The sequence below is a fragment of the Zhihengliuella flava genome, from assembly GCF_015751895.1.
Classification (GTDB): domain Bacteria; phylum Actinomycetota; class Actinomycetes; order Actinomycetales; family Micrococcaceae; genus Zhihengliuella; species Zhihengliuella flava.
The window spans coordinates 1,399,015-1,424,598 of the sequence record NZ_JADOTZ010000001.1 but is presented as its reverse complement, the minus strand read 5'-3'; the positions used below and the strand labels follow the sequence as shown (position 1 = coordinate 1,424,598).

At 69.1% G+C, this 25,584-nt stretch carries 23 protein-coding genes; 11 read left to right on the top strand and 12 right to left on the bottom strand.

From position 1 onward, the window contains the following. The first annotated feature begins 13 nt into the window (after positions 1-13). Positions 14-817, top strand: a complete 804-nt coding sequence (locus IW252_RS06585; RefSeq protein ID WP_196835833.1) for a Gmad2 immunoglobulin-like domain-containing protein — start codon at positions 14-16, stop codon at positions 815-817. A 33-nt stretch (positions 818-850) separates the two neighbouring features. Here the strand turns inward: IW252_RS06585 and IW252_RS06580 are convergent, their stop codons facing one another. Further along, positions 851-1,309: an SRPBCC domain-containing protein gene (locus tag IW252_RS06580; protein WP_196835832.1), complete on the bottom strand. Its 459-nt coding sequence runs from the start codon at positions 1,307-1,309 to the stop codon at positions 851-853. A 141-nt stretch (positions 1,310-1,450) separates the two neighbouring features. Beyond that, positions 1,451-2,053, bottom strand: coding sequence for an NAD(P)-dependent oxidoreductase (locus tag IW252_RS06575; RefSeq protein ID WP_196835831.1), 603 nt, complete (start codon positions 2,051-2,053; stop codon positions 1,451-1,453). A gap of 81 nt (positions 2,054-2,134) precedes the next feature. Between IW252_RS06575 and IW252_RS06570 the strand changes: the two genes are divergently transcribed. After that, complete coding sequence (locus IW252_RS06570; RefSeq protein WP_196835830.1) at positions 2,135-3,043, top strand: NUDIX hydrolase; 909 nt, start codon at positions 2,135-2,137, stop codon at positions 3,041-3,043. A 1-nt stretch (position 3,044) separates the two neighbouring features. Here IW252_RS06570 and IW252_RS06565 read toward each other — a convergent pair whose 3' ends face one another. The 6 genes from IW252_RS06565 to IW252_RS06540 all read right to left on the bottom strand — a co-directional run bounded on the left by IW252_RS06565 (position 3,045) and on the right by IW252_RS06540 (position 9,204). Beyond that, positions 3,045-4,487 carry a mycothione reductase gene (locus IW252_RS06565; RefSeq protein WP_196835829.1) on the bottom strand — a complete coding sequence of 481 codons (1,443 nt, stop codon included), beginning with the start codon at positions 4,485-4,487 and terminating at the stop codon, positions 3,045-3,047. A 74-nt stretch (positions 4,488-4,561) separates the two neighbouring features. Beyond that, positions 4,562-5,320, bottom strand: a complete 759-nt coding sequence (locus IW252_RS06560) for an iron ABC transporter ATP-binding protein (protein ID WP_196835828.1) — start codon at positions 5,318-5,320, stop codon at positions 4,562-4,564. Further along, positions 5,317-6,411, bottom strand: coding sequence for an iron chelate uptake ABC transporter family permease subunit (locus IW252_RS06555; protein ID WP_331271467.1), 1,095 nt, complete (start codon positions 6,409-6,411; stop codon positions 5,317-5,319). The genes IW252_RS06560 and IW252_RS06555 overlap by 4 nt, the downstream gene beginning before the upstream one ends. After that, entirely contained in the window at positions 6,401-7,417 is a 1,017-nt protein-coding gene (locus tag IW252_RS06550; RefSeq protein ID WP_196835827.1) for an ABC transporter permease, read from the bottom strand. Before IW252_RS06550 ends, IW252_RS06555 begins: the two co-directional genes overlap by 11 nt. Positions 7,418-7,450: 33 nt before the next feature. After that, positions 7,451-8,476 (bottom strand): siderophore ABC transporter substrate-binding protein, encoded by a 1,026-nt coding sequence (locus IW252_RS06545; RefSeq protein ID WP_196835826.1) that lies wholly within the window; start codon positions 8,474-8,476, stop codon positions 7,451-7,453. Positions 8,477-8,787: 311 nt separating this feature from the next. Further along, positions 8,788-9,204, bottom strand: a complete 417-nt coding sequence (locus IW252_RS06540; protein ID WP_196835825.1) for a helix-turn-helix domain-containing protein — start codon at positions 9,202-9,204, stop codon at positions 8,788-8,790. Between the two features lie 188 nt (positions 9,205-9,392). On the opposite strand from IW252_RS06540, the gene betT reads away from it, so the two are divergent. From betT to IW252_RS06495, 9 genes are all read left to right on the top strand, one after another. Next, on the top strand, positions 9,393-11,510 hold the full coding sequence (betT, locus tag IW252_RS06535) for a choline BCCT transporter BetT (RefSeq protein ID WP_196835824.1): 2,118 nt from the start codon (positions 9,393-9,395) through the stop codon (positions 11,508-11,510). Positions 11,511-11,515: 5 nt separating this feature from the next. Continuing rightward, positions 11,516-13,012: an aldehyde dehydrogenase family protein gene (locus IW252_RS06530; RefSeq protein WP_196835823.1), complete on the top strand. Its 1,497-nt coding sequence runs from the start codon at positions 11,516-11,518 to the stop codon at positions 13,010-13,012. A gap of 10 nt (positions 13,013-13,022) precedes the next feature. Next, entirely contained in the window at positions 13,023-14,591 is a 1,569-nt protein-coding gene (locus IW252_RS06525) for a GMC family oxidoreductase (protein WP_196835822.1), read from the top strand. A gap of 144 nt (positions 14,592-14,735) precedes the next feature. Beyond that, on the top strand, positions 14,736-15,389 hold the full coding sequence (locus IW252_RS06520; RefSeq protein ID WP_196835821.1) for an ABC transporter ATP-binding protein: 654 nt from the start codon (positions 14,736-14,738) through the stop codon (positions 15,387-15,389). Beyond that, entirely contained in the window at positions 15,386-17,575 is a 2,190-nt protein-coding gene (locus IW252_RS06515) for a YhgE/Pip domain-containing protein (RefSeq protein WP_196835820.1), read from the top strand. Before IW252_RS06520 ends, IW252_RS06515 begins: the two co-directional genes overlap by 4 nt. Then, the gene (locus tag IW252_RS06510) at positions 17,572-18,207 is read left to right on the top strand and encodes a TetR/AcrR family transcriptional regulator (protein ID WP_196835819.1); all 636 of its coding nucleotides are present in this window, start codon (positions 17,572-17,574) and stop codon (positions 18,205-18,207) included. The genes IW252_RS06515 and IW252_RS06510 overlap by 4 nt, the downstream gene beginning before the upstream one ends. Positions 18,208-18,423: 216 nt before the next feature. Then, positions 18,424-19,602, top strand: coding sequence for an NAD(P)-dependent malic enzyme (locus IW252_RS06505; protein ID WP_196835818.1), 1,179 nt, complete (start codon positions 18,424-18,426; stop codon positions 19,600-19,602). Between the two features lie 147 nt (positions 19,603-19,749). Then, positions 19,750-20,595, top strand: coding sequence for an HpcH/HpaI aldolase/citrate lyase family protein (locus IW252_RS06500; RefSeq protein ID WP_196835817.1), 846 nt, complete (start codon positions 19,750-19,752; stop codon positions 20,593-20,595). 2 nt (positions 20,596-20,597) lie between these two features. Then, positions 20,598-21,827, top strand: coding sequence for an MFS transporter (locus IW252_RS06495; protein ID WP_331271466.1), 1,230 nt, complete (start codon positions 20,598-20,600; stop codon positions 21,825-21,827). A 73-nt stretch (positions 21,828-21,900) separates the two neighbouring features. Here IW252_RS06495 and IW252_RS06490 read toward each other — a convergent pair whose 3' ends face one another. The 4 genes from IW252_RS06490 to IW252_RS06475 all read right to left on the bottom strand — a co-directional run bounded on the left by IW252_RS06490 (position 21,901) and on the right by IW252_RS06475 (position 25,522). Then, positions 21,901-22,548 carry an SDR family oxidoreductase gene (locus IW252_RS06490; protein ID WP_196835816.1) on the bottom strand — a complete coding sequence of 216 codons (648 nt, stop codon included), beginning with the start codon at positions 22,546-22,548 and terminating at the stop codon, positions 21,901-21,903. Between the two features lie 101 nt (positions 22,549-22,649). After that, positions 22,650-23,303 (bottom strand): potassium channel family protein, encoded by a 654-nt coding sequence (locus tag IW252_RS06485; protein WP_196835815.1) that lies wholly within the window; start codon positions 23,301-23,303, stop codon positions 22,650-22,652. Between the two features lie 96 nt (positions 23,304-23,399). After that, positions 23,400-24,767 carry a PepSY-associated TM helix domain-containing protein gene (locus IW252_RS06480; protein ID WP_196835814.1) on the bottom strand — a complete coding sequence of 456 codons (1,368 nt, stop codon included), beginning with the start codon at positions 24,765-24,767 and terminating at the stop codon, positions 23,400-23,402. Next, positions 24,764-25,522: a YcnI family copper-binding membrane protein gene (locus IW252_RS06475; protein WP_196835813.1), complete on the bottom strand. Its 759-nt coding sequence runs from the start codon at positions 25,520-25,522 to the stop codon at positions 24,764-24,766. The genes IW252_RS06480 and IW252_RS06475 overlap by 4 nt, the downstream gene beginning before the upstream one ends. Positions 25,523-25,584: the final 62 nt, after the last annotated feature.

The window sequence follows — 25,584 nt, the reverse complement described above, 5'->3', positions numbered from 1 at the left end:
CTTCGCTTGAGGTATGACAACGGGAAGTAGCTTCACGCGTGTGGCCGCGGTGGCGGCCGGTGCCGTGCTGCTCAGCGGTTGCGCTGCCGGTGCACCCGGCGGGGGATCGAGCAGCTCCTTGGCGACCACGGCTACAGCCAGCATCGCTCCCAGCAGTTCCGAACCGAGCAGTTCCGAACCGAGCAGCCCGAAGTCGAGCTCCGGTGCGGCCACCACGAGCGCGCCGGCCAGCGGAAGCGCCGATGCCCCGGGGCCCTCAGCCTCGCTACCGGCGGCCGAGGCCGCCAGCGTCGTCTTCCCGGCGCCGGGCCGGAGCGACTTTGCCGCACCGGAGGCGGCGGCGCAGGCGTTCGCCACGGACTACGCCGGATTCAGCGCGCCGAGGATCTCCGACTTCAGGCAGGGCGATACCCGCTCCGGCGAGTTCGAGGTCACCGCGGCGGGCGGCCGGCTCAGCACCACCGTTCTGGTGCGGCAGCTCTCCGACGGCGCGTGGTACGTGCTCGGCTCGGTGACCGCCGACATCCAGGTGACGGCGCCGGAGGCCGGGTCCAACGTGTCTTCGCCCGTCGCGGTTAGCGGCCAGGCGCGCGCGTTCGAGGGCAACGTGGTGGTCCAAGTCCGCGATGCCGCGGGCGAGGTCCTCGGTCAGCAACCGGTGACCGGCAGCGGCGGGCCGGACCTCGGGCCGTTCGCCGGTGACATCGATTTCACGGAACCGGGGTCCGGTCAGGGGGCCGTGCTGTTCCTGACCTATAGCGCGCGGGACGGCAGCCTCGAGCAAGTGGCCGCGGTGCCGGTGCTGTTCGGCGGTTAGGGGCACCGACGGCCCCGGCTGACCCCGCGGTTCTCAGCCGCGCTCGACGACGGCGGCCAAGTTCGCCAACGACGAGGCGAGACCTTCGGCATGGTCCGCTGGCGAGATGAAGGCGGGCACGTCCCGCGCGGCGACCGTCACGAGGGTCCCGCGGGCCTCCCCGGCGAGGGTCCACTCCATGGTCATGGCCGGCGCGGCGACCTGGTCCTCGGATGGAAACCGGATCTGCCAGACGATCCGCTCCGGGCTGAGCTCCGTGATCTGCGCCTGCGAGGTATCCGTGTCGGCCCCAGATTTTCCCCCACCGGCCGGCGGCTCGTCGTAGGTCAGCACCATGCTGAAGCTCCCGCCGGCGCGCGGATCGAAGCGTTCCAGCCGGCCCGTCATGCCAGCGGGCGGTAGCCACGCGACGAAGGCGTCCGCGTCCGTGAACGCGGCGAGCACCGCGCGGGCGTCGGCGGCGATGAGGCGAGAGGCGGTGTCGATCCGCATGGCGGCCATGCTAGACCCGCGGGAGCCGCCCGGCTAGGGGTGGGCCTCATGTCGCCCCGTTCTTCACATGGTTCAGGAGGCCGTCCCGTGCACTTCCGGGGGCCGCCCGACGAAGAACGGGGCGAAATGAACGCGGGTCCGCTAGTTGGCGACCGTGAAGCGGCGATTCTCGTTCTGCGGGGTCTCCAGCTCGTCCAGCACGGCGACGGCGAAGTCTTGCGTGGACACCGAGTCGCCTACCGGCGCGTTCACGCCCACCTGGTATTCACCCGTGCGCTCGCCCGGTGCGATCATCGGCGCCGGAGCCAGCATGGTCCAGTTCACGCCGGAGGAGTCCTGGTAGAAGTTCAGGATCTCCGCGAAGCTGTCCGCCTCCAGCTTGTACTCCGGCGGGAAGCCCTCCGTATTGCGCAGCTGCACGCCGTCGACCTCCAGCGCACCCGCGCCACCGACCACGAACACGCGCGCCGGCACCAGGGTCTCCGCAATCTGCTCGTGCGCCTCGATGATGGGCGCGTGATCGCTGCCATCGCGCGGTGTCGGGACGGAGAGCACCACCACGTCGTGTGCGGAGGCGAGCTCGCGGTACGTGGCGAGATCGGTCAACTCGGCGGTGGCGGATGCGGCGCCGTCGACGGGCGTGCCCTGGCGGGACACCGCCGTGACCTCGTGTCCGCGCCGCAGCGCCTCGGCAACAACCTCGCGGCCAACCATGCCCGTGGCACCGTACACAGCAATCTTCATGATGAATCCCATCCTTGGTCAGTGGCAGTATGTGGATACGGTAACCGCGCGCCCCGCCCCACCATTCCCGAGGAGTCAAAGATGACCAACCCGCCCACTGAGTTCGCCGGAAACGCCGCCGTCGCGGTTCTGGTCCGGGACGGTGCCGCCGGCGTGGAGGTCCTGCTGCTCGAACGCCTCATGCGCGGCTCCTTCGCCGGCGCCTGGGTGTTCCCGGGAGGATACGTGGACCCGGAGGATGCGGGCACGCCCGCGGAGTACGACGCCGCCGCGTGGGCCACCGATGTCCCGGTCGCGGAGGTGCCCCGTGCGTTGGTGGCGGCGACTCGGCGAGCGGCCGTGCGGGAGACGGAGGAGGAGACGGGGCTGCGCATTGACGCGGCCAGCCTCCTGCCGATGACCTGTTGGGTGCCGCCGGCGGACTCGCCGAAGCGCATGCGCGCCTGGTACTACCTAGCGCCCCTGGAGGGCGAGGGAGGCGCTGGCCAGGAGGATGCCATTCAGCCGGGTGGCGCGCGCTCCTCGGATCAGGTCCGCCTCAGCGATGGCGAACACAGTGCGTGGGAGTGGCTCACGCCCGCCGACGCGCTGGCGCGGCACGGGGCGGGGGAGAAGCGGTTGGTCCCGCCGATCTGGGCCACGCTGAATTGGCTCGCCGAGGCCGGCGACACCGTCGAGCAGGTGACCGCGGCCGCCCGCGGCGCCTTGGCGAGCCGAGCGGCCGGCGAGTCCGCCGCGCACGGGGGCGGCGGCGTCGTCCTCGATGACCCTGACGCGGGGACGGCGTTTGTGGAGTACCGGAGCCAGTTGCTGAGCGAGGGCGAGCGGAAGTTCGTGCTCTGGCACGGGGACGCGCAGTGGCGGGACGACCTAGCCGAGGCCGGGCACGCGCCCCACCCGCTGCACCCGGTGCGCCAAGCGGGGGAGCAGGCCGCGGGCGCCCACCGCCTGGACATCACCGGGCTGCCGTGGACGCTCACGCGCCGGTGAATCACACGTCCAGCTGCAGCAGCGCGTTCTCGATCAGTTCTGGCAGCGCCGGGTGGATCCAGTATTGGCCGCGGGCCAAGCTGGCCACCGGCTGGTCAAAGCTCATGGCCTGAATGAGCGGCTGAATGAGCGCCGAGGCCTGCGGCCCAATGATGTGCGCGCCCACCAGCAGCCCCGTGGAGCGGTCCGCGATGAGCTTGGCGAATCCGGTGGAATCCTCCATGGCCCAGCCGTAGGCGATCCCGCCGTAATCCTGCCGCGCCACGTCGATGTCCAGCCCCCGCTCCAGCGCCTGGGCTTCCGTCAGGCCCACGGACGCGATCTGCGGTGCGCTAAACACCGCGTGCGGCACAAACCGGTGGTCGGAGGCGATCAGCTGCTCCGGGTTGATCACGTTGTGCTGCACCACGCGCTGCTCGTGATTGGCCACGTGCTTGAGCTGGTACGGCGAGCAGATGTCGCCGAGCGCCCACACGCCGGGGACGACGTCGCCGCCGGCCACCGCGCGCTGGTACTCATCCACCGCCAGCAGCCCGGACTCCGTGGTCTCGAGCCCCGCGGCGGCCACGTTCAGCTGGTCCGTGTTGGGCGTTCGGCCCGTCGCGACCAAGAGGACTTCGGACTCGATGGTCCCCGGCCCGGCGGGGGTGTCCACGTGGAGGCGAATGCCGCCGTCGTACTGCTCCACCCGCCGGGTGGAGGTGTTCAGCCGGACGTCCCACCCGGCGCCCGACTGGGTGCCGCCCTCGTCGAAGCTGCCGAGGGCGAGCTCCGTGAAGCGCTCGGAAATGTCCGCGTCTTCCGCGCGCAGCAGCGCCGCCGAGCGCGCGATCAGCGTGACGGCCACGCCCAGCGAGGAGAACACGTGCGCAAACTCGGCCGCCACGAAGCCGCTGCCGAGGATGGTCATGGACGCGGGCAGCTCCTCCAGACGCATCACCGTGTCACTGGTCAGGTAGTCGGCGTCGGCGAGGCCCTCGATGTCCGGGATGGAGGGGCGGGAGCCGGCGGCGATGACCACCTGGTCCGCCGAGATCGCGGTGACCGCGCCGCCGTCGTTCGGCGTGATCTCCACCTGGCGCTCGCCCGTGAAGCGCGCGGTGCCCAAGTACACGTCCACGTGGGAGTTGTCCTCGTGGTTGATCCGGTAGTCGCGGCCGCCAGCGGCGATCAGGTCAATGCGGTCCGCAAAAATGCGGTCCCGAATCTCGGCCCAGCGGACGCCGTCCAGCGTTTCGTCCACGCCGAGGCGGCTGGAGTGGGCGGGGGTGCTGGCCACGTCCGCCGTGTAGACCAGCATTTTGGTGGGGATGCAGCCGGCGTTCAGGCACGTGCCGCCGAACGCGCCGCGCTCGATCATGGCCACTTTCAGGCCGCGGAACCGCTCGTCCAGGATGGAGTTTCCGGAGCCGGTGCCGATGATGATCAGGTCATAGTGCTGCATGTTTCTCCCCGTCAGGCGTAGGTGGCCGCCACCAGCCTACCGCCGCCCCCGCCGGGCGCCGCGGCGCTGGACGGTTAGGCGTAGTAGAGGGCCACGCGCCGCCCGTCGATCTCCCGCACGTCCACGTCCGTTGAGTACACCTCACGCAGCACGGACGGGTCCATGATCTGCGCTGCGGGCGCATCGGCGATGATCGCCCCCTCACGCATCGCCACAATCCTGTCGCTGTAGTGGGCCGCGAAATTGATGTCATGCAGCACGACGACGACGCGCTTGCCCAAGTCATCCGCCAGCCGGCGGATCAGCTTCATGATGTCCGTCATGTGGCGCAGGTCCAGGTTGTTCAGCGGCTCGTCCAACAGGACGTACTTGGTGTCCTGCGCCACCACCATCGCGATGAACGCGCGCTGGCGCTGACCGCCGGAGAGCTCGTCGAGGAACCGATGCCGGAAGGGCTCGAGCTCCAGGTAGGCGATGGCCTGCTCGATCGCGTCCCGGTCCGTCACGGTGAGGCGCCCCTGCGAATGCGGGAATCGGCCGAACTCCACCAAGTCCTGCACGGTGAGGCGGGCGGCGATGTGGTTGTCTTGGCGCAACACGGCAATACTGCGCGCTAGGTCCCTGGCCGGCGCCGTTTTGACGTCCATCCCGTCGATCGTCACCGAGCCCGCGTCCGGCTGGATGAGCCGGCCGATGATCCCGAAGAGGGTGGACTTGCCGGCTCCGTTGGGGCCGATCAGCGCCGTGATGCCCTCCCCGCCGAACTCGATCGAGACGTCGTCGAGCACCGTGGTGCCGTTGTAGCGCTTGGACGCGCCGTTGAGCGCGATCATCGCGCCCCCTTTCGTAGAACCAGGAAGAGGAAGAACAGCCCGCCGGCGAACTCGATCACCGTGGAGAGCGTGCCCTCAAACCCGAGGAGCTGTTCGACGACGAGTTGGCCACCTAGGAGGCACACCACGCCGAGGAGCGCCGCCGTCGGGAGTGTCCACGCGTGCCGGAAGGTGCCGGCATAGGAGTAGGCGAGGTTCGCGACGATCAGCCCGAAGAACAGGATGGGTCCCACCAGAGCGGTGGACGCGGCCACCATGAGGGACACCACGAGGAAGAGCGTCATGACCACGCGCCGGTGATTCACGCCGAGGCCCACGGCCATGGGCTCGCCGAGCGTGAGCACGTCCAGCTTGGCCAGCAGCGGGATGAGCACCGCGCAGCCTGCGGCCACCAGGAGCGCGGTGAACGCAAGCAGCGTGGGGTCGGGGCGGGTGAGGGAGGCGAACATCGCATCCGTGACCACCTGAAAGTCCAGGGGGTCCAGCATGCGCTGCATCCACTCGGTGAAGCTGCGGAAGAAGGTGCCCAGCACGATGCCCACCAGCAGCATGAGGTGGATGGAGCGCCGCTTGCCGGCGAACAGCCAGGTGAACAGCAGGACGCTGAACGCCACCATGACCGCCACCTGGATCACCCACATGACCATGCTGTCCGCCCGGAGGAATCCCGTGGCGCCGAAGGCGAAGACCATGAGTGTGGTGATCAGCCCGTAAAAGGAATCGAATCCCATGATCGACGGGGTGAGAATGCGGTTCTGCGTGATGGTGTGAAACACCACGGTCGAGGCCCCGACGGCCACGGCCACCACCACCATGGCGGCGATGGACAGCCCGCGAATTTTGGCGGCGAACAGCAGCGAGCCGGGCACGTCGTAGAAGAGATAAAACAGGGCGAGGACGACGGCGGCCGCGCCCAAGAGCGTCAGCCGGGCGCCGGGCCGTGCCCAGAGGGCGCGGACGCGTTGGAGCAGCGGAGCGCGGGACGGCTCGGGCGCGCCGAGCGTGGCGGTGGGCGCCGGGCGCTGGGAGGCGGCGTCGTCGTCGTCCGGCCGGGTGGCGGTCCCGCCGGTGGCGGAGGTATCAGTGAGCACGGGCCCTCCTACGCAACAGGAGCCAGAGGAACAGGCCGGCGCCGACGATGCCGACGACGACGGACAGCGGGATCTCGTACGGGAACCGGATGACGCGGGCCACGATGTCGCACGCTAGGACGAACACGGAGCCCAGCCCGGCCACCCAGGGGATGGCGCGCCGGACGTTGTCCCCGATGATGAGGCTGACAATGTTGGGCACCACCAGCCCCAGGAAGGGGAGGACGCCGGCGGTGACCAGCACGCAGGCGGTGATGACGGCGATGATGACCATCCCGATCGCGACCACGCGGCGGTAGTTCAGGCCCAGATTGGTGGCGAACTCCTCGCCGAGGCCGATCACGCTGAAGCGGTCCGCGGCGATCCACGCGATGACCACCATCAGCGCAGCGATCCACAGGAATTCGTAGCGGCCGCGCATGACGTTCGCGAAGGACCCCTGGGACCACTGGCCGAGGGACTGGAGGAGGTCCAGGCGGTAGGCGAAGAACGTGGTGACCGCGCCGACGACGCCGCCGAGCATGATTCCCACGAGCGGGACGAGGACCAGCTGGCGCACCGGGACGAACCGGATGATGCGCAGGAAAAACCACGTGCCGGCGAGGGCGAAGAGCGCCACGAGCGTCATCCGCAGTGGCAGGGCCATGCCCGGCCAGAACACCATGGCGGTCAGCATGCCCAACCCGGCGAACTCGGTCACGCCGGTGGTGGAGGGTTCAACAAACTTGTTCCGGACCAGCATCTGCATGATGAGGCCGGCGATGCCGAGGGCGGCGCCGGCGAGGATGAGCGCCACGGTGCGGGGCAGGCGGCTCGCGGCCAGCAGGAAGAGCGAGCCGTCGTCGCCCGCGATCACGCCCGTGAGCGAGGCGTCGCTGGAGGCGCCGATGAAGAGGCTCACGGCGGCGAGGACAACGAGGCTGACGCCGAAGAGCACCCCCACCCACGTGCGTGCATCACGCGAGCGGGTGGGGGTGCTGCTGGGCGCCGGTGCGGCTACAGCCATGAGAAGCGCTGCATAGTGGGAAACACGGCCTGACTACTCGGCGGTGATCGAGAGGATGTCGTCGATCATGATCTGCGTGGTTTCGATGCCGCCGAAGACGATGTACCAAGCGGTCGGATCGAGGTAGACCACCTGATCGTTCTGCCATGCCGTGGTCTGGTGGACGATCTCGTTGTCGAGGACCACCTCGGCGGCCTGCTCGCCCTCGGCGTCGGTGGCGGCGTTGCGGTCCGTCACGAACAGGTAGTCCGGGTCATGCTCCAGCAGGAACTCGAAGGAGACCGGCTCGCCGTGGGTGGCTTCCTCGATGTCGTCGAGGACCGGCTCCACGCCGAAGACGTCGTAGACCAGCCCGCCGCGGAGGTTGCGGCCGGAGAAGTCGCCGTTGGCGGGCTTGAGGGCGCTCACGCTGTCGCCGGAGACCATGACGCTCAGGCCGGTGCCAATGTCCGCGGTGACGGCCCGGGCTTCCTCGATGCCGGCCGAGAGCTCGTCGAGCGCGGCCTGAGCCTCGTCCTCGGCGCCGAGCACTTCGCCGATGAAGTTGACGTTGCGCTCCAGGGTGTCCTCGAAGGAGCCCTGCGAGGAGAGGTCAACGGTGGGGGCGATTTCGCTGAGGTCCTGGTAGAGCGCGGCAGAACGCCCGGCCACGATGATCAGGTCCGGATCGGAGGCTTCGATTTCCAGCAGGTCGGCCTCGAAGAGGGAGCCAGCGTTGATGGCGTCCTCGGCCAGGACGTCTTCCAGATACTCCGGAACGGACTCCAGCGGAGCGCCGGCCACTTCGCCGCCGAGCGCGCCCCAGGTGTCAAGGGAGGCCATGTCGAAGATGACCACGTTCTCCGGGTTCTTCGGCACCTCAACCGTCGTCTCTTCGTAGACCGGCTCTTCTTCGGCGCCCGCCGTGTTGTATTCGAAGGTGAGCTCGACGGTTTCTGCGGTGGCTTCCGCGCTGGCATCGGCGTTGTCGGCACCATCGGCGGTGCCCGCGCAGCCGGACAGGACGAGGCCGGAGGCCGCAAGCAGCGCGAGGGTGCCGAGTGGACGGATCTTATTCAAAGTGACTCCTGCTGGTTGAGCACGCGCTATCAGGCGCGGACTCGGTCGGACACTGCCGGGACACACGTTGGCCCGGCATTAGGTCATAAATAATTACGCAAATCTGATCAGACGTTTGAAGGTTAGCCTAACTTTAGCTCCGCTGTGAATTCGGTGTCAGTTCTCCGGGGCTGGGTGTGGCGGCATTGAGCCCGGAATGACGGGCGGGCGTGCGCGTTGGAGCCGCGATGGCGGCCGCGGAGATGGCGCGTAACGATGCAACAAGACGGCTCAGATCGCCCTGCTGTGTGACTGCCGTGCGGAGGAGGAGGTTAGCCGTCCGCTTCTTCGGCATCGTGTGCGGCGGCGGCGCGGGCGTCAACCCACGCCTGGACGTCCTCCGGACGGATCCGCCGGTGCGTGCCCCGGTAGTGCACGCCGATGGCCCCGGAATCGGTCAGATTCCGCATGTACGTGTTGGAGACCCCGGCCATGCGCGCCGCTTGGGACGTGTTCAGCCACGCTTCGGCGGTGGTCACGGTGACCGAATCGCCCGCGGCAAGGCGGCGCAGTACGTCGAGGACCGCCGCCGCGCCGTCGGCCGGCAAGCGCACGGAGGTTCCATCTACAAAGACGGTGAAATCGTCACTGGAGCCGAGTGCGGCGGCCAGGGCGGCGGCGTCGTCCTCCGCCAAGGCCGGGTGGCTCGTGGCGCGCGTGAGGGCCGTGGCACCGGGTTCGCGTTTCATACCACTCATTATGAGCTTAACCACCTCGCCGCGTGCATCCCGTCACCTCACGCGGCATGCTATAGGCCTGTTCGGCGCACCTCGGCAAGCGCTATGTTGGCCATGGCAGGCGGGGGTCCACTCGAGTCAGCACTCGAGGAGAGCAAGTACGTACGTAGAGGACGATCACTCACACCGAAAGTAGCGCTATGAGCACCGGAATACCGGCGGAACAGACGACGCCGCCGAGACGTCAAGCAGTCGTCAACAAACCAGTCTTCATTGGCTCCGCCCTAGGCATTATCGCCATCACCTTGTGGGCCATCATCGCGCCGGACAGTGCTGGCACCATCATCTGGGAAGCGGTTGCGTGGGTCGGCAAGACGTTCGGGTGGTACTACACCCTGCTCGTGGCCGTGGTCCTGGGCTTTGTCATCTTCATCGCCGCTTCCAAGGTGGGCAAGGTGCGGCTGGGGCCGGACCATTCGCGCCCCCACTTCAACTTGTTTACCTGGACCGCGATGCTTTTCGCCGCGGGCATCGGCGTGGACTTGATGTTCTACTCGGTGGCCGAGCCGGTGACGCAGTACATGGCGCCTCCGGTAGGGGAAGGTGAGACGGTCGAATCCGCGCGTCAGGCCATGGTGTGGACGCTCTTCCACTACGGCATTCTGGGCTGGGGGCTCTACGCCCTCATGGGCTTGGCCATGGGCTATTTCGCCTTCCGTCACAACATGCCGCTGTCTATCCGGGCGGCTCTGTATCCCATCATTGGCAAGCGGATTCACGGCGCCGCGGGGGACGCCGTCGACATCGCGGCCATGTTGGGCACGATCTTCGGCATTGCGACGTCGCTGGGAATCGGCGTAGCCCAACTCAACTACGGACTGCACTTCATGTTCGGGCTGCCGCAGAACAACGCCATGCAGATCGCGCTCATTGCGATCGCGGTGATCATGGCTACCGCGTCCGTTGTCTCTGGCGTGGACAAGGGGATCCGCCGTCTCGCGGAACTCAATGTCCTGCTGGCCATCGCTCTGATGATCTACGTGTTTATTGCGGGCAAAACGGCCTATCTGGCGGACGGCATCGTCAACAACATCGGCGACATGATCTCCCGCCTGCCGTCGATGGCGCTCGATACTTTCGCGTATGACCGCCCGGACGATTGGCTCAACGCGTGGACACTCTTCTTCTGGGCGTGGTGGATTGCGTGGGCGCCGTTCGTGGGCCTGTTCTTGGCCCGGATTTCCCGCGGCCGCACCATCCGGCAGTTCGTCACGGGTGTGCTGGTGGTTCCCTTCGCGTTCATCGCGCTCTGGATCTCTATCTTCGGCAACAGCGCGCTGGATCTGGTGCGCAGCGGCAATGCCGCCTTCGCGGAGGTCGCCATCAACACTCCCGAGCAAGGGTTCTATAACCTGCTGGACCAGTATCCGGGGGTGACGCTCAGCGCCGCGATCGCGACGTTCACGGGCATGCTGTTCTACGTCACCAGCGCGGACTCGGGCGCGCTCGTGATGAGTAATTTCACGTCCCGCCTGCCCAGCCCCGATGCCGATGGCGCCAACTGGTTGCGCATCTTCTGGGCCTTCGCCACGGGCGCACTGACCTTGGCCATGCTGTTGGTCGGCGGTGTGCCCATTCTCCAAGCGGCCACCGTGATCATGGGCTTGCCGTTCTCCATCGTGCTGGTCTTCATCATGTTGGGGCTGTACAAGGCGCTCCGAGTGGAGTCCGCACTCGCCGACTCCTACCAGCAGGGGCTCCCATCCGTCCTCTCCTCACGTGCCAACGCGGCCGGTGAGCAGCGCCGCGGGTGGCGCCAGCGGCTTTCCCGAGCCATGAATTACCCGAGCGCCCGTGCCACGCAACGCTTTATGACAGAGACCGTGAGCCCGGCGCTCGAGGAGGTCCGCACTGAGCTGGAACGTCAGGGAGTCACGGCCACGCTCAACACGCAGCGTCTCGACGGGTACGGGATCGACACCGTGGATTTGTTCGTCCGCTTCGACGGGGAGCGTGACTTCAAGTATCAGGTCTATCCGGTGCAACACGAGACGCCGTCCTACGCCCGGGCTACCAGTTCCAATGACCGCTACTACCGGCTCGAGGTCTTCTCGCTCGAGGGCAGTTATGGCTATGACCTCTCGGGGCTGAGCCACGAGCAGATCATCGCCGATGTGCTGGACCACTACGAGATTCATCTGGAGTTCTTGCACACCTCCACGGGCGCGCTGCCAGCCAGCGCGGTCACCGATCAGGCCAACATCACCGGTTGGTCCGGTCACGAAGATGACGACTCCACACCGACAAAGGAAGGTTGAAGGCCATGGCCAACACCGCCACCCTGTACATCAACGGTCAGTGGGTGCCCGCGGCCTCCGGGGCCACCCGCACCATTACCTGCCCGGCCGACGGGAGCGACTACGCCGTCGTTTCTGAGGCCTCGCGTGAGGACACCGAGCGCGCCATTGCCGCGGCACGGACGGCCTTCGACGCCGGCGTGTGGGCTGCTGTCCCCGCTCCCGAGCGCGGGTCCTTCCTGCTCAAGGTCGCCGAGCGCCTGCGAGAGCGCCAGGATGAGTTTGCCCGCGCGGAATCCGGCGATACCGGCAAGCGCTTCGTCGAATCGCAGATTGATATGGATGACATCGCGGCCTGCTTTGAGTACTTCGGCCGCCTGGCCGGCCAGCAGTCCGGCCGCGTGGTCGATGCCGGGGACCCCTCCGTGGTGAGCCGGATCGTCTACGAGCCCGTGGGTGTGTGCGGCATGATCACGCCGTGGAACTACCCGCTGCTGCAGGCCGCGTGGAAGATGGCCCCGGCCATCGCCGCCGGATGCTCGTTTGTCCTGAAGCCGTCCGAGCTGACGCCGTCCACGTCCATCTTGATGATGGACGTCTTCGCGGAGCTTGGGCTGCCGGCCGGCGTCGCCAATCTGGTGACGGGCACCGGCCCGGAGGCCGGCGCACCGTTGTCTGAGCACGACGACGTCGACCTCGTCTCCTTCACCGGTGGCCTTGCTACGGGCAAGGTCATTGCCGCGGCGGCGGCCGGGACGGTCAAGAAGGTCGCCTTGGAACTGGGTGGCAAGAATCCGAACGTCGTCTTCGCGGACGCCGACTTCGATGCCGCGGTGGACAACGCGCTCAACGCCGCCTTCGTGCACTCCGGCCAGGTGTGCTCGGCCGGCGCGCGCTTGGTGGTGGAAGAGTCCATCGCGGAGCGCTTCGTGAACGAGCTCGTGCGTCGGGCGGAGCAGATTCGCATTGGTGGTCCGTACGACGATGCGGCCGAGACCGGACCGCTGATCTCCGGGGCACACCGGGACAAGGTGCACGCCTACGTTCAGGCCGGCATTGCCGAGGGCGCCCGCGTGCGCTGCGGCGGCCGCTTTGCCACGGATGAGGACGGCGAGGGCCTGTCCCGGGGCGTCTACTACCTGCCGACCGTGATCGATCAGGTACAGCGCGGCATGTCCGTCGTGAGGGACGAAGCCTTCGGTCCGACCGTGACCGTGGAAACGTTCACCGACGAGGACGAGGCCGTGGCGATCGCGAACGACACCAACTACGGTCTCGCTGGCGCCGTCTGGACGCAGGATGCGGGCCGCGCGCAACGGGTGGCCGGACGACTACGCCACGGCACCATCTGGATCAACGACTTCCACCCGTACCTGCCGCAGGCGGAGTGGGGCGGATTCGGCCAGTCTGGTGTGGGCAGGGAGTTGGGTCCGATGGGCCTGTCCGAGTACCAGGAGGCCAAGCACATTTACCAGAACACTGCGCCGGCGGTGACCGGCTGGTTTGCCGACCATCAGAAGTAAGGAAGAGACGATGAGTGAGATGAACAAGTCTGAGTTCGACTACGTCGTGGTCGGTGGTGGGTCCGCTGGGGCAGCCGTTGCGGCGCGCTTGAGTGAGGACCCCTCAGTCGAGGTGGCCCTCGTCGAGGCGGGTCCGGATGACCGTGAGCTGCCTGAAATCCTTCAATTGAACCGCTGGATGGAGCTGCTGGAGTCCGGGTACGACTGGGATTACCCCATCGAGCCGCAGGAGAATGGCAACTCGTTCATGCGTCACGCCCGCGCGCGGGTGATGGGCGGCTGCTCGAGCCACAACTCCTGCATCGCTTTTTGGGCCCCGCGTGAGGACCTGAACGAGTGGGAGGCCAAGTTCGGGGCCACCGGCTGGAACGCGGAGACGCTGTACCCATTGCTCAAGCGCTTGGAGACCAACGAGGACGCCGGTCCGGACGCGCCGCACCACGGCGATTCCGGACCCGTCCACCTGATGAACGTCCCGGCGAACGATCCGTGCGGTGTGGCGCTGTTGGATGCGGCCGAGCAGGCCGGCATCCCGCGGGCGAAGTTCAACAACGACGAGACCGTGATCAACGGTGCCAACTTTTTCCAGATCAATCGGAAAGCCGATGGCACGCGCTCCTCGAGCTCGGTCTCCTATATTCACCCCATCATGGAGCGGGACAACTTCCACCTGCTCACGGGGTTGCGCGCCAAGGAGTTGCTGTTCGACGGCGAGACGTGCACCGGTGTTTCTGTCGTCGACAATGCCTTCGCTCGCACCCACGAATTGACGGCCCGGCGGGAGGTCATCGTCTCCGCCGGGGCGATCGACTCGCCGAAACTGCTTATGCTGTCCGGGATTGGGCCGGCCCAGCACTTGCGCGAGCATGGGATCGAGGTCCGCGTGGATTCCCCGGGCGTGGGCGAGCACCTGCAGGACCATCCGGAGGGCGTCATCCAGTGGGAAGCCAAGCAGCCCATGGTGGAGGATTCCACGCAGTGGTGGGAGATCGGGATCTTTACGCCGACACAGGACGGGCTGGATCGTCCGGACCTGATGATGCACTACGGATCGGTGCCGTTCGACATGCACACGCTGCGTCAGGGCTACCCGACCACGGAGAACGGGTTCTGCCTCACGCCAAACGTCACGCACGCCAAGTCCCGGGGCACCGTGCGCCTGCGGTCCCGCGACTTCCGGGACAAGCCGATGGTGGACCCGCGCTACTTCACGGATCCCGAGGGGCATGACATGCGCGTCATGGTCGCCGGCATCCGGAAGGCCCGTGAGATCGTCGCCCAAGAGCCGATGGCCGCTTGGGCCGGTGAAGAGCTCTACCCGGGTCACGACGCACAGACGGACGAGCAGATCCAGGAGTACATCAAGCGCACCCACAACACCGTGTACCACCCAGCTGGCACGGTCCGGATGGGCGCAGCTGACGACGCCATGTCGCCGCTCGACCCTGAGCTGCGCGTCAAGGGTGTCAAGGGCTTGCGCGTGGCTGACGCTTCCGTGATGCCGGAGTTGGTCACCGTGAACCCGAACATCACCACCATGATGATCGGCGAACGCTGCGCTGACCTCATCCGCGGCTAGAGGGCGAGCCGCGGGCGACGATACGCACAGGGCGCCGGCTGACCCCGACGAGGGGGAGTCGGCGCCCTGCGTCACGTCTCAGGGTCTGCAACGTCACAGCCACCACTAATTGAACTGACCGGTCAGTTTGAATAACCTGTGGGTGTGCTTCTCGCTGACTCCCTGTCGTTCCACGGCCACCACGCGCCGTTGCTGCGCCCGACGTCCCTGACCGCTCCCGCGGCGGAGCTGACGGTGGTTTCCGCCGGGACTCAAGACGCCCGGACCGCCCTCGCGCTCGGCCTGAGCGCCCGCATGAAGCCGGACGCCGGGACCATTGCGTGGGAAGCCGAGGCCGGTCCCCGCGCGGTGCGCCGGGTCAGCGCGCTGGTGGATTCCCCGCAGATCAACGAGCCGGAGCAGCATCTGCGCGTCAAGGACCTCGTGGCGGAGGATCTGGCGCTCCAACCCGGGCCCTTCTGGCGAACGGTCTCCGCTGACCGGTGGCTTCGCGCGCACCGCCTCGAACACCTCTCCCGCGCCTGGGTGGACGCCCTCGCGGCTGAGGATCGGCTACACCTTCTGGCGTCCCTGAGCCTGCAGGACTCCGCGGTGCGGGTGCTCGTCTTTGATTCCCCGGACCGCCACGGCCTGCCCGACGCGGCGTGGCTGCGCATCCTGGCCGACGTCGCCGGCGGCCGGCGGCACCCGGCCGTCGTCGCCGTCGTGCAGCGTATTCCTGAGGAGTTTTCCGGCCGCACGGCCGTCGCCGAAACGGACAACCTGAGCCTGAACCCCCGGGCGGAGGCGGCGGCATGACCGCGTTGCAACTGGCCCGCTCCGAACTGCTCCGCATGACCAACGGCCGGTTGGCGAAGATCGCAATCGTGGCCCTGACGCTGGTGCCCCTGCTGTACGGGGCGCTGTACCTCTACGCCAACTGGGATCCCTACGGCCACCTCAACAACGTCAAGGCCGCGCTGGTGAACCTCGACGCGGGAGCGGAGCAGAGTGCCGAGGAGGGCGGCGAGGCCGAGCGGCTCGAGGTGGGCGACGACGTCACCGAGTCGCTGCTGCAGGACGGCACGTTCGGCTGGGTCGTCGTGGACTCGCGGCAAGCGGCGGAGGACGGCGTGGCCGCCGGGGACTACGCCTTCGCTTTGACCATTCCCGAGGACTTCTCCGCGTCCCTCGCCTCCCCGGAAGATTTCGACGCCGCCGAACAGGCCATCCTGGAGCTGACCACCAACGATGCCAATAATGCGATGGTCGGCACCATCGCCGACAAGCTCGCGGGGGAGGTCCACAATTCGGTGGCCGCCCAGGTCGGCCAAGAGACGGCGAACCAGTTCCTCACCGGATTCGGCCGCATCCACACGCAGCTGACGCAGGCGTCCGATGGCGCGGGCGAGCTGCACGGGGGAACCAGCCGCGTGGCGGACGGGGCCGATGACCTCGCCGGCGGGGCCGGGCAGGTGACCGACGGCGCGGCCGAGCTGGCTACCGGCGCCCACACGCTGGCCGGCGGCACGACGGACCTCGTGGCCGGGCAAGAACAACTGCTCGACGGCGCGGATCGGCTCTCCACGGGCGCCGAGGACCTGACCGCCGGCGCCACCGAACTCTCCACGGGACTCACCACCCTGCAGGACCGCACCGCCGAGCTCCCCGCGCAGGCGGAGCAGCTCGCCGACGGCGCCGCGCAGGTCGCGGACGGCAACGAGCAGCTCAACGCCAAGGTCCAGGCCGCGGCCGACGCCGTCGAGGAGGTGGAACAGGACGCCACGGCGCGCGTCGACGCCGCCGCGCAGGACCTCGTGGACCGCGGCGTGATCACCGCGGAGCAGCGCGAGCAGCTGGCCGACGCGCTGGAGGAGCAGGCGGCGGACTCGTCGGCCGCGCACCAGATCGAGCAGACCCGGGCGGACCTGGACGCCGCCCGGCAGGACGTGGCCCGGCTCGCCGACGGCTCGCGGCAGGTGGCGGACGGTACGCGGCAGCTCGCCGACTCCGTCCCGGCGCTGAAGGAGGGCATCACCTCGGCCGCAAACGGCGGCGCTCAGGTCGCCGACGGGGCTGCTCAGCTCGCCACCGGCGCCTCGACGCTGACCGACGGCCAGCGTGCCGCGGTGGACGGCGCGGAGCAGTTGGACGACGGCGCCGGGCAGCTCGCCGCGGGAGCGGACGAGCTCTCGGGCGGCGCCCAAGAGCTCGCGGCCGGCGCGGGCACGCTCGCGGACGGGGCGCACCAAACGGACGACGGCGCGGCCGAGCTGGCGCAGCGCCTCGGCGACGGCGCGGGGGAGGTGCCCAACCCGGACGCGGCGGAGAAGGAGCGCGTCTCCACCGTCATCGGCGATCCCGTCTCCATCAGCACCACCAGCCAAACCGCCGCCACCAACTACGGGCACCAGCTGGCCCCCTTCTTCCTCGCGCTCGCCGTCTGGATCGGCGCCTTCATGCTGGTCCAGCTCATGCGCCCCATCACCCGCCGGGCGTTGGCCTCCAACGCGGCCAACTGGAAGATCGCCATCGGCGGTTGGTTACCGTTCCTCGTAATCTCCCTGCTGCAGGCCACCGTCCTCTACGCCGTGGTGGTGTTCGGGCTGGGGCTGCAGGCCGCCCACCCGTGGTTGACGTGGGCGCTGCTGCTCGGCTCCTCCTGCGCCTTCACGGCCCTCATCCAAGGGATCGTGGCGTTCTTAGGCACCCCGGGGAAGATGGTGGTGCTCATTCTGCTGGTGCTGCAGCTGGTCTCCGCCGGGGGCACGTTCCCGTGGGAGACCACGCCGGAACCGCTCCATGCGGCCCATGAGGTGTTGCCGCTCGGCTTCATCGTCACCGGGATGAGGCACTTGCTGTACGGGGCGGACTTGAGCGTGCTGGGCCCGGTGGTGGCCGCCCTTGCCGCATACACCGCGCTGGGGCTAGCGCTGAGCACCCTGGCCGTGCGCCGGCACAAGTACTGGACGCTGAAGACCTTCCAACCGGAGCTGGCGGCATGAGCGCGGCACAGCACGACGGCGTCGTCCGCCGCCCCGCCCGCACCAACGCGACCCGGCTGAAGATCTTCGAGGCCTCGCTGGCACTGATCGGTCAGCGGGGCCACCACGCGGTGACGGTGGATGAGATCGCCGCGGCCGCCGGAGTCTCCAAGGGCAGCGTCTACTACAACTTCGGCTCCAAATCGGACCTCATCGGGCAGTTGCTGCGCTTCGGCACGGACATCCTGCTGGACCGCCTCCACGCGGCCGCCGGGCCGGCGTCGGACTCGGCGCGCGAGAGGATGGCGGCCATGGTGCGCGCCGCACTGCTCTTCGTCGAAGACTACCCGGCCTTCGCCCAGCTGTGGATCAGCGAGATGTGGCGGGAACCGAGCGACTGGCGCGAGGTCCTGGTGACGATGCGCGCCGACGTGCTGGGCGTGGTGCGCGAGTCGGTGGCGGCGGTGTTCGCCGAGCGCGGCGCGGTCCACGGCCCCCACATCGCGGAGACCGTGGACGTCACCGCATCCGCGATCTTTGGCTCCACGCTCCTGCTAGCTCGGGACCGGCAGGTGTTCGCGGCGGAGCACAGCGTCGAGGCGTGCGTGCGGACGATTCTGGGCAGCCTCGATGCCGCCCCTGCTAGCCGCTGACGCCCGGTGGCGCCGGGCCACGGCGCGTCATCCGGGGTGGAAGTCTGTGGCCCTCACCACGTACGGTAGAGGCACGGTCTAAAGAAAGTACTGACCACTGCGCCACTGACGTCGCCGATGACCTCGAGACGCAGCGCAGCCTTGCCAGGGCACCCGCATGCTTTCAGGGTGCGCCTGATCAGCCCTTTCTTGCCTGCTTGTTTGAGGAGCACTCTCATGACCGTTTCCGCCACCACTGAGTCGACGCAGATTACCGACCAGGAAGTTTTCGCCAGTCACGAGGGCGGCAAGCTCTCCGTTGAAACCACGATGCCGCTGGATTCCAAGCGCGCCCTGTCGATCGCCTATACGCCCGGCGTGGCCCAAGTGTCCCGGGCCATCGCCGACGATCCCGGCAAGCACGCCACCCACACGTGGGCCTCCCGCCTCGTCGCCGTCGTCTCTGACGGCACCGCGGTGCTGGGCCTCGGCAACATTGGGGCCGCCGCCTCGCTCCCCGTCATGGAGGGGAAGTCCGCGCTATTCCGCGAGTTCGGTGGGCTGAACTCCATCCCGCTGGTCCTCGACACGACGGACGTGGATGAGATCGTCGAGACGCTGGTGCGCCTGCGCCCCAGCTTCGGCGCCGTGAACCTAGAGGACATCGCGGCACCGCGCTGCTTCGAGCTGGAGCAGAAGGTCATCGAGGCGCTGGACTGCCCGGTGATGCACGACGACCAGCACGGCACCGCCGTCGTCGTCCTAGCCGCCCTCACCAACGCGGCCACGCTGACCGGGCGTCAGTTTAAGGACATGCGGGTGGTGGTGGCCGGCGCGGGCTCGGCCGGCATCGCGATCGCCGACATCCTGCTCGCGCGCGGGATCGGTGACGTCATCCTGACGGATTCGCGCGGCATCATTCACCGCGACCGCACGGACCTCACGCCGATCAAGGCGGAGTACGCGGCGAAGACCAATACCACCCACGTGGTGGGCGGCATTGCCGACGCGCTGGAGGATGCGGACGCGCTCGTCGGGGTCTCGTCCTCGAAAATCTGCGAGGAGGACGTGGCGCGGATGAAGGAGGAGGCCATCATCTTCGCGCTGTCCAACCCGGACCCCGAGGTGATGCCGGACGTCGCGGCGCGGCACGCCGCCGTGGTGGCCACCGGGCGTTCCGACTTCCCGAACCAGATCAACAATGTGCTGGCGTTCCCGGGCATCTTCCGCGGGGCGCTCGACGCCGGTGCGCGCCGGATCACCGCGGAGATGAAGCTGGCCGCGGCCGAGGCCATCGCCGAGCTGGCCCAAGACAAGTTGAGCCCGGACTACATTGTGCCGTCCCCGCTGGACCCGCGCGTCGGCCCGGCGGTGGCCCACGCCGTGGCGCTCGCCTCCCAGCCGGCGCAGGGCTAGCAGGACGACGCCGGCCGGCCCGCCGGCGTCGTCATGGATCGCCCGCCGTCTTTCCGGATGGCGGGCGATCCGCGCGTGCGCGGCGAAACCAATGACGAATATGGCCGAAAATAGAGCGCACGAGCCGTGGGCCGATAGGCTGGGGGCATGTCCTTGCGTAATCGTCGCGCGGCAGCGTTGCCCGCTAAGTTGTCCCGCTCTTGGTTGCTGGTGAACGCGGCCAAACCCGAGCAGTTCGCGCCGGCCCTCGCGTCCGAGGCGGACTCCGTGATCTTCGATATGGAAGCTGCGGTGCCGGACGATGCGAAGGACGCCGCGCGCGAGCACGTGGTGGACGCCCTCAACAACGGCATGACGGCCTGGGTGCGCGTCAACGCCATCTACACCGACTTCTGGGCCGAGGACCTCGCGGCCCTGTCCAAGACCAAGGGCCTGCGCGGCGTCATGCTGGCCATGAGCGAGAAGCCGGAGCAGGTCGCCTACACCGCCATGCGCTTGCAGGCGGGCACGCCGGTGCTCGCGCTGATCGAGTCCGCCGTGGGCATCGAAAACGCGACGGCGATCGCCTCCGCCCCGGGCACCTTCCGCCTGGCGTTTGGCACCAACGACTTCCGCAAGGACACCGGCGTCTCCGATGACCCGATGGGCCTGGCCTACGCCCGCGGCAAGCTGGTGGTCGCGTCCCGCGTGGGCCGGCTGCCCGGCCCCATCGATGGCCCCTCCGCGGCGACGGCCGGCCCGGAGCAGGTGCACGCCGACGGCGAAATCACGGCCAAGATGGGCATGACGGGCAAGCTGGCGCTCACCGCCACGCAGGTGGAGGACGTGAACAAGGCCCTCTCGCCGAGCGAGGACGAGCTCCACTGGGCCAAGGACCTGCTGGACGCCCACGCGGCCGGCGGCGCCATCGGCGACGGCTCCTACCTGCCCCGCCTGGCCCGTGCCCAGAAAATTGCCGACCTCGCGGAGTCCTACGGCCTCTGGAACGCCTAGCCGTGCCCGCACGGGCCGCCGGTCCGGGGCTGCTCGCGGCCTTAATCGGCTCCGTGGGCATCGGCACGCTGCTCATTTATGGGCTGAGCGCCACCAGCGACCTGGTGATGTCCGACCTCGGGCTGACCGAGGCGCAGTTCGGCCTGCTGGCCACCACGTGTTTTGGGTGCGCCACCCTCGGTAACGCGCTGCTGGGGCGGTTCGCGGACCGGCAGCCTGACCGCACGCTGATGCTCGCGATCTTTGGGCTCGCCGCGGCGGCCCTCGCGGTCGCGTCGCTCGCACAAGGATTGACGGCTTTGCTGATCGCCGCAGGCCTGACCGGGTTTGCCCAGTCCTTTCCGAACGGCGTCACGAACCGGATCCTGATCGAGCGTGTCCCCGCCCGCCAGCGCATCGGCTGGACCGGCATCAAGCAGTCCGGGGTGCAGGCGGCCCAGCTCATCGCCTCGCTGGCCTTTCCCGCCGTCGCGGTGTTGTGGGGCTGGCGCGGTGCCTCCGCGCTGGGCGTGGGCCTCGCCGTCGTCCTCGCCGCACTGGCCGTGCGGAGCCTCGGCCGCACCGCCATCCTGGCGCCGGCGCCGGCGCCGGCGCCGGAGCTGGCCCCCGCCCCAGCCGCGACGCCCGCCGCTGCGGGCACGACGCCGTCGGCCGGGTTTGTGGTGTGGGCGCTCGCGGCGTTCGGGTTCCTCAACGGGCTCGTCGTCCAGGCCACCAACGTCTACGTGCCCCTGTTCGCGGTGCGGGAGCTGGGCTTCTCCCTGGTGGCCGGTGGCGCCACGGCCGCGGTGGCCGGGGCGATCGGCGTGACCGCGCGCATCGGCTGGGGCCGCGTCATGGGGCGTGGGGTGGCGGCCCCGGCGCTGTTGCTCGTCTTGGCGCTGACGGCGCTGGCCGGTGCCGGAGCGTTCTTCGCCGCGCACGTGACGGGCGCGGCGGCCCTCTTGTGGCTCGCCGTGGCACTGCACGGTGCGAGCGCCTTGGGCGTCTCGGTGGTGTTGATGGCGGCGCTGCTGCGGAGCATCCCGGCCGGGTCCATGGCCTCGGCGAGCGGGCGCGTCTCCGCGGGGATGTTCGCCGGGTTCACTTTGGGCCCGCTGATCATGGGCGCCCTGCTGGGCTCGCCCGGCGGATTCGCGGCCGGTTGGATTGCCGTCGCCGTGGCCTACGCGGCCTGTGCCGGGTTGGCGGGCTACTTGCTGGTGCGCCGGCGGCGCCGCCTCAACGGCTAGCGCGGGCCCGGCGAACCAGCGGTGCGGCGCCCGAGCGGGCGCCGCACCGAAGGGGTTCTCGACCGAAGGGGTCCTAGGAGGCGAAGACCTCCACCAGCGGGGTGGAGCCGTCTCGGTAGTTGATGGTGCGGCCGATCGTGGAGTCGTTGAGCAGCGCCTGCACAATGGTCAGGGCCACGTTCCCGCGCGAGGTGTCGGTGTTCTCGCCCGGCTCGTCCAGCACCTCGATCTCCCCGCTCGGCTCCTCCAGCGTGAGGCGGCCGGGGCCCAGAATGGTCCAGTCCAGATTCGACTCCCGCAGGTGGCGGTCCGCGGCGATCTTGGAGGCCATGTACGGGTAGAACGAATCGTCCTCGGGGACCAAGTACTTCTCATCCGCAGTCGCGAAGGACACCATGACGTAGCGCTTCACGCCCGCCTGCTCCGCCGCGTCCATGGTGCGGATGGCGGCGTCGCGGTCCACCGCGTACGTGCGCTCGGCGGACCCGCCGCCGGCGCCCGCGGAGAACACCACGGCGTCGTGTCCCTCGAAGGCGTCCGCCAGCTCCTGCTGGCTCGCCGAGGCGATGTCCAGCACGACGGCGGTGGCACCCGTGGCGTTCACGTCTCCCGTGTGCTCCGGGTTGCGGTAGAAGGACGTCACCTGATGTCCGCGGTTGACCAGCTCCGGTGCGGCCCGCAGGGCCACCTTGCCGTGTCCTCCGATGAGGGCGATCTTCATATGCTGCTCCTTCGGTGGTAGTCGCGCTTACCTTTCGGACAACGCGTGCCCTTGCAGCATTGTTCCCGGCACGGCGCCGCGGCCGGGCCCCGAGGGGCGGATCAGTCCGCGTCCGTGTCCTGGTGCTCCACGCTGGTCACGGCCCAGGAGGCGACGCCGGCGGTGATCGAGCCCAGCAGGGCGATCCCGCTGAGCATGAGGACGACGGCGATGGCACGCCCGGCGCCGGTGACGGGGTAGAAGTCGCCGTAACCCACGGTCGCGCTGGTGACAATCGCCCACCAGAGTGCGTCGCCGAACTCGGTGATGTTGGCGCCGGGCGCGCTCTGTTCGGCGTCGAGGACGGCGAGGGCGCCCAAGAAAATGCACACGAGCGCGGTGGAGGCGACGTAGATGCTGGTCCGGTTGACCAGCCCAACGGAGCTGAGCAGGCGGAAGACCCGCAGCAGGCGCAGGGGCCGGAAGATCGGGATGGCAATCATGGCCACGTCGTACCAGTGCCTGCCGATGTAGCGCAGCCGCCGCCGAGCGAGCAGCACGCGGAGGAGGAAGTCGAGGGCGAAGACGCCCCACACCACCTGATTCACCGTGCGCAACAGCACCTGCGTTCCGCGCGGCAGCTCGGGGTCCAGCACCGGCCAGGCGTAGGCGATGAGGAAGGCGAGCGAGAGCACGATCAGGGGCGCCTCGGTGGCCCGCTCCCAGCGGGCGACCCGCGAGACGGTGGCAGGTGTAGCGGCGTTCGTGGCGTCCATCGGCTCCAGCCTAGCGACTCGCGGGCGCACAGAGCGGGGCGCGGGGCCGGATTGTGGCCCGGCGCCCCGCCGCGCCCGGAGGGTGCCGCTGCCCGGTTAGGTCAGCTCAGCGCTGGGCGTTGGCCTCCGATCGCGGCGCCACGGCGCCCACGCCAGCACGCCGTCGACGACGACGAATGCCGCCAAGCTCAGCCCGAACAGGGGCAGGAAAACGCCGATGCCGGCCGCGGCGCCGAGGACGAGGACGAGCCCCCACCACGGTGCCCGCGTGAGCGCTCCAGCCCGCGGCGCGCGCCCCGGACCGGAGGCGCCCCGCTTGATCCAGAGGGCGTACCCCAGGATGACGAGCGCCACGAAGGACAGGGCCAGGCCGGCCAGCACCACCTCATTGGCGAGGCCGAACAGGGTGCCCATGTGCAGGTCCACGCCCCACCGGGCCAGCTTGGCCGGGACGGAGTAGTCCGCGAAGTCCACCTGATCCACGACCTCGAGGGTGCGCGGATCGACCGCTACCGAGTCCACCTTCGTCGGATAGTGCCGCTGGATTTCCGTGACCGTCCACGCGCTCCCCGCCTCGGCGGCGGGCTTGATCTCCACGAGGTCCGTGTCGATGTTGACGTCCCGGCCCGCGGCCCACACGGCGTCGAACGTGTCCGCCGTCGTGAGTGCTTCGCCTCCGGAGTCGACGGACCCGCCGCTTGAGGGGTCGGCTGCCTCCGCGGCGGGCAGGCCGGTGGAGACCGACGGCGTCGTCCACCCCAGCGCCGCCCGCAGGTCCGTGACGTTGGCCCCGGCGTGAGCGGACCACGTCAGCCCGGTGGCGGAGAGGAACAACGCGCCGAGGAGGGCCCACACGCCGAGTGAGGCGTGCAGGCGGGACGCGCGGTGGCCCCGCGGGCGCGACGCCCGCTTCTTCCTCCGACTGGCGCGGCCCAGAATCCACAGGGCGAGGCCGCCGAGGGCCACGATCCACAGCCAGCTGGCGGCGAGCTCGCTATACAGGCGCCCGGGTTCGCCGAGCCCCAAGTGCCGGTGGAACTGGGAGATCGCGGTGCGGGCGGGCAGGGCGCCGCTGGTGCCGTAGACCGTTTCCTGACCGCGCACCTCTAGGGAGACCGGGTCGACGAACACGGCGTGGGATTCGCTGGCCTCCAGATCCGGGTGGCTGTACATGATCCGCGTGGTGGTGCCGAGCTCAGGGGCCGGCCGCACCGCCGCGAGGGCGTACCCCTCGCGGCCCGCCATCACCTCGTCGGCGACGCCGATCTGCTGGGACAGCGGCTGCACCGTCCCCGCCTCCTGGTATGCGGGGGCGGAGAGCTCTGTGGTGTACAGGGCCTTCTCCACCGTGGGCATGACCGCGTACGTGGCGCCGGTCAGTGCGGCGATGAGGATGAAGGGGCCGATGAAGAGCCCCGCGTAGAAGTGCAGGCGCCGCGCCAGCGGGCCGATCCAGGACCTCACCGCCCGGACCCGCGCTGCTGGCGCCGCAGCGCCACCGTGGCGAGGGCGACGCCGAGGACGCCGACCACGAGCCCGCCCGTGGCAATCATCCGGGCCTGCTTATCCGCGCTGGAGGTTTCCGCCGCGCTGGCCTCGCCACCGTGGTCGGCGTGCTCGCCGCCCTCCTCGGCGCCGGCCGCGTCGCCGTCAGCGTTCTCCGTGGTGCCGTGGCTGCCGTGCGAGCCGCCCTCCTCGGCGGCGGTCAGGGTCAGCTGCGGTGCCGGGTACTCCGGCTCCGCGCCGTCCTCGCTGGTTTCATTCCAGAGGTTCTCGCCCTCGGTGCAGGTCTGCGTGACGTCGAAGGTCAGCACGTCTCCGGCCTCGCCGTCCAGCGGCAGCAGCGCCGCCACGGAGACGGTGTCCCGCAGCTCGTCCGGCAGCGGCTCGTCGGCCGTGTAGGTGACGCTGTGCCGCTCGCCCTCCGTGGCGACCTCCACGTCCCAGCCGGGCTTGGCCGTCGGCTTGACGCTGCCGATCTCCTCCGGGAAATCGATGGTCACGGACTCCGTGGGGGAGCCCTCGCAGCCGTGGCCGATGGCGAAGGTCAGGGTGGGGTAGGCGCCGGCCGCCGTCGTGGTGGCCTCGAGTTCTACGTGCGCGCTCGCCGCGGGGGCCGCCACCAGGGCGGCGCTGGCGGCCAGAACGACGGCGGCAGCGCCTGAGCGTGCGGCGCGGGCGGGGCGGCGGTGGGCCGGCTGAGAAAAGATGGTGCTCATGGTTCTCCTTGGAAGAATCTCAGGGGTGTTTTGGGCGCGCCGGAGTGCCCGGGAATCGAGCG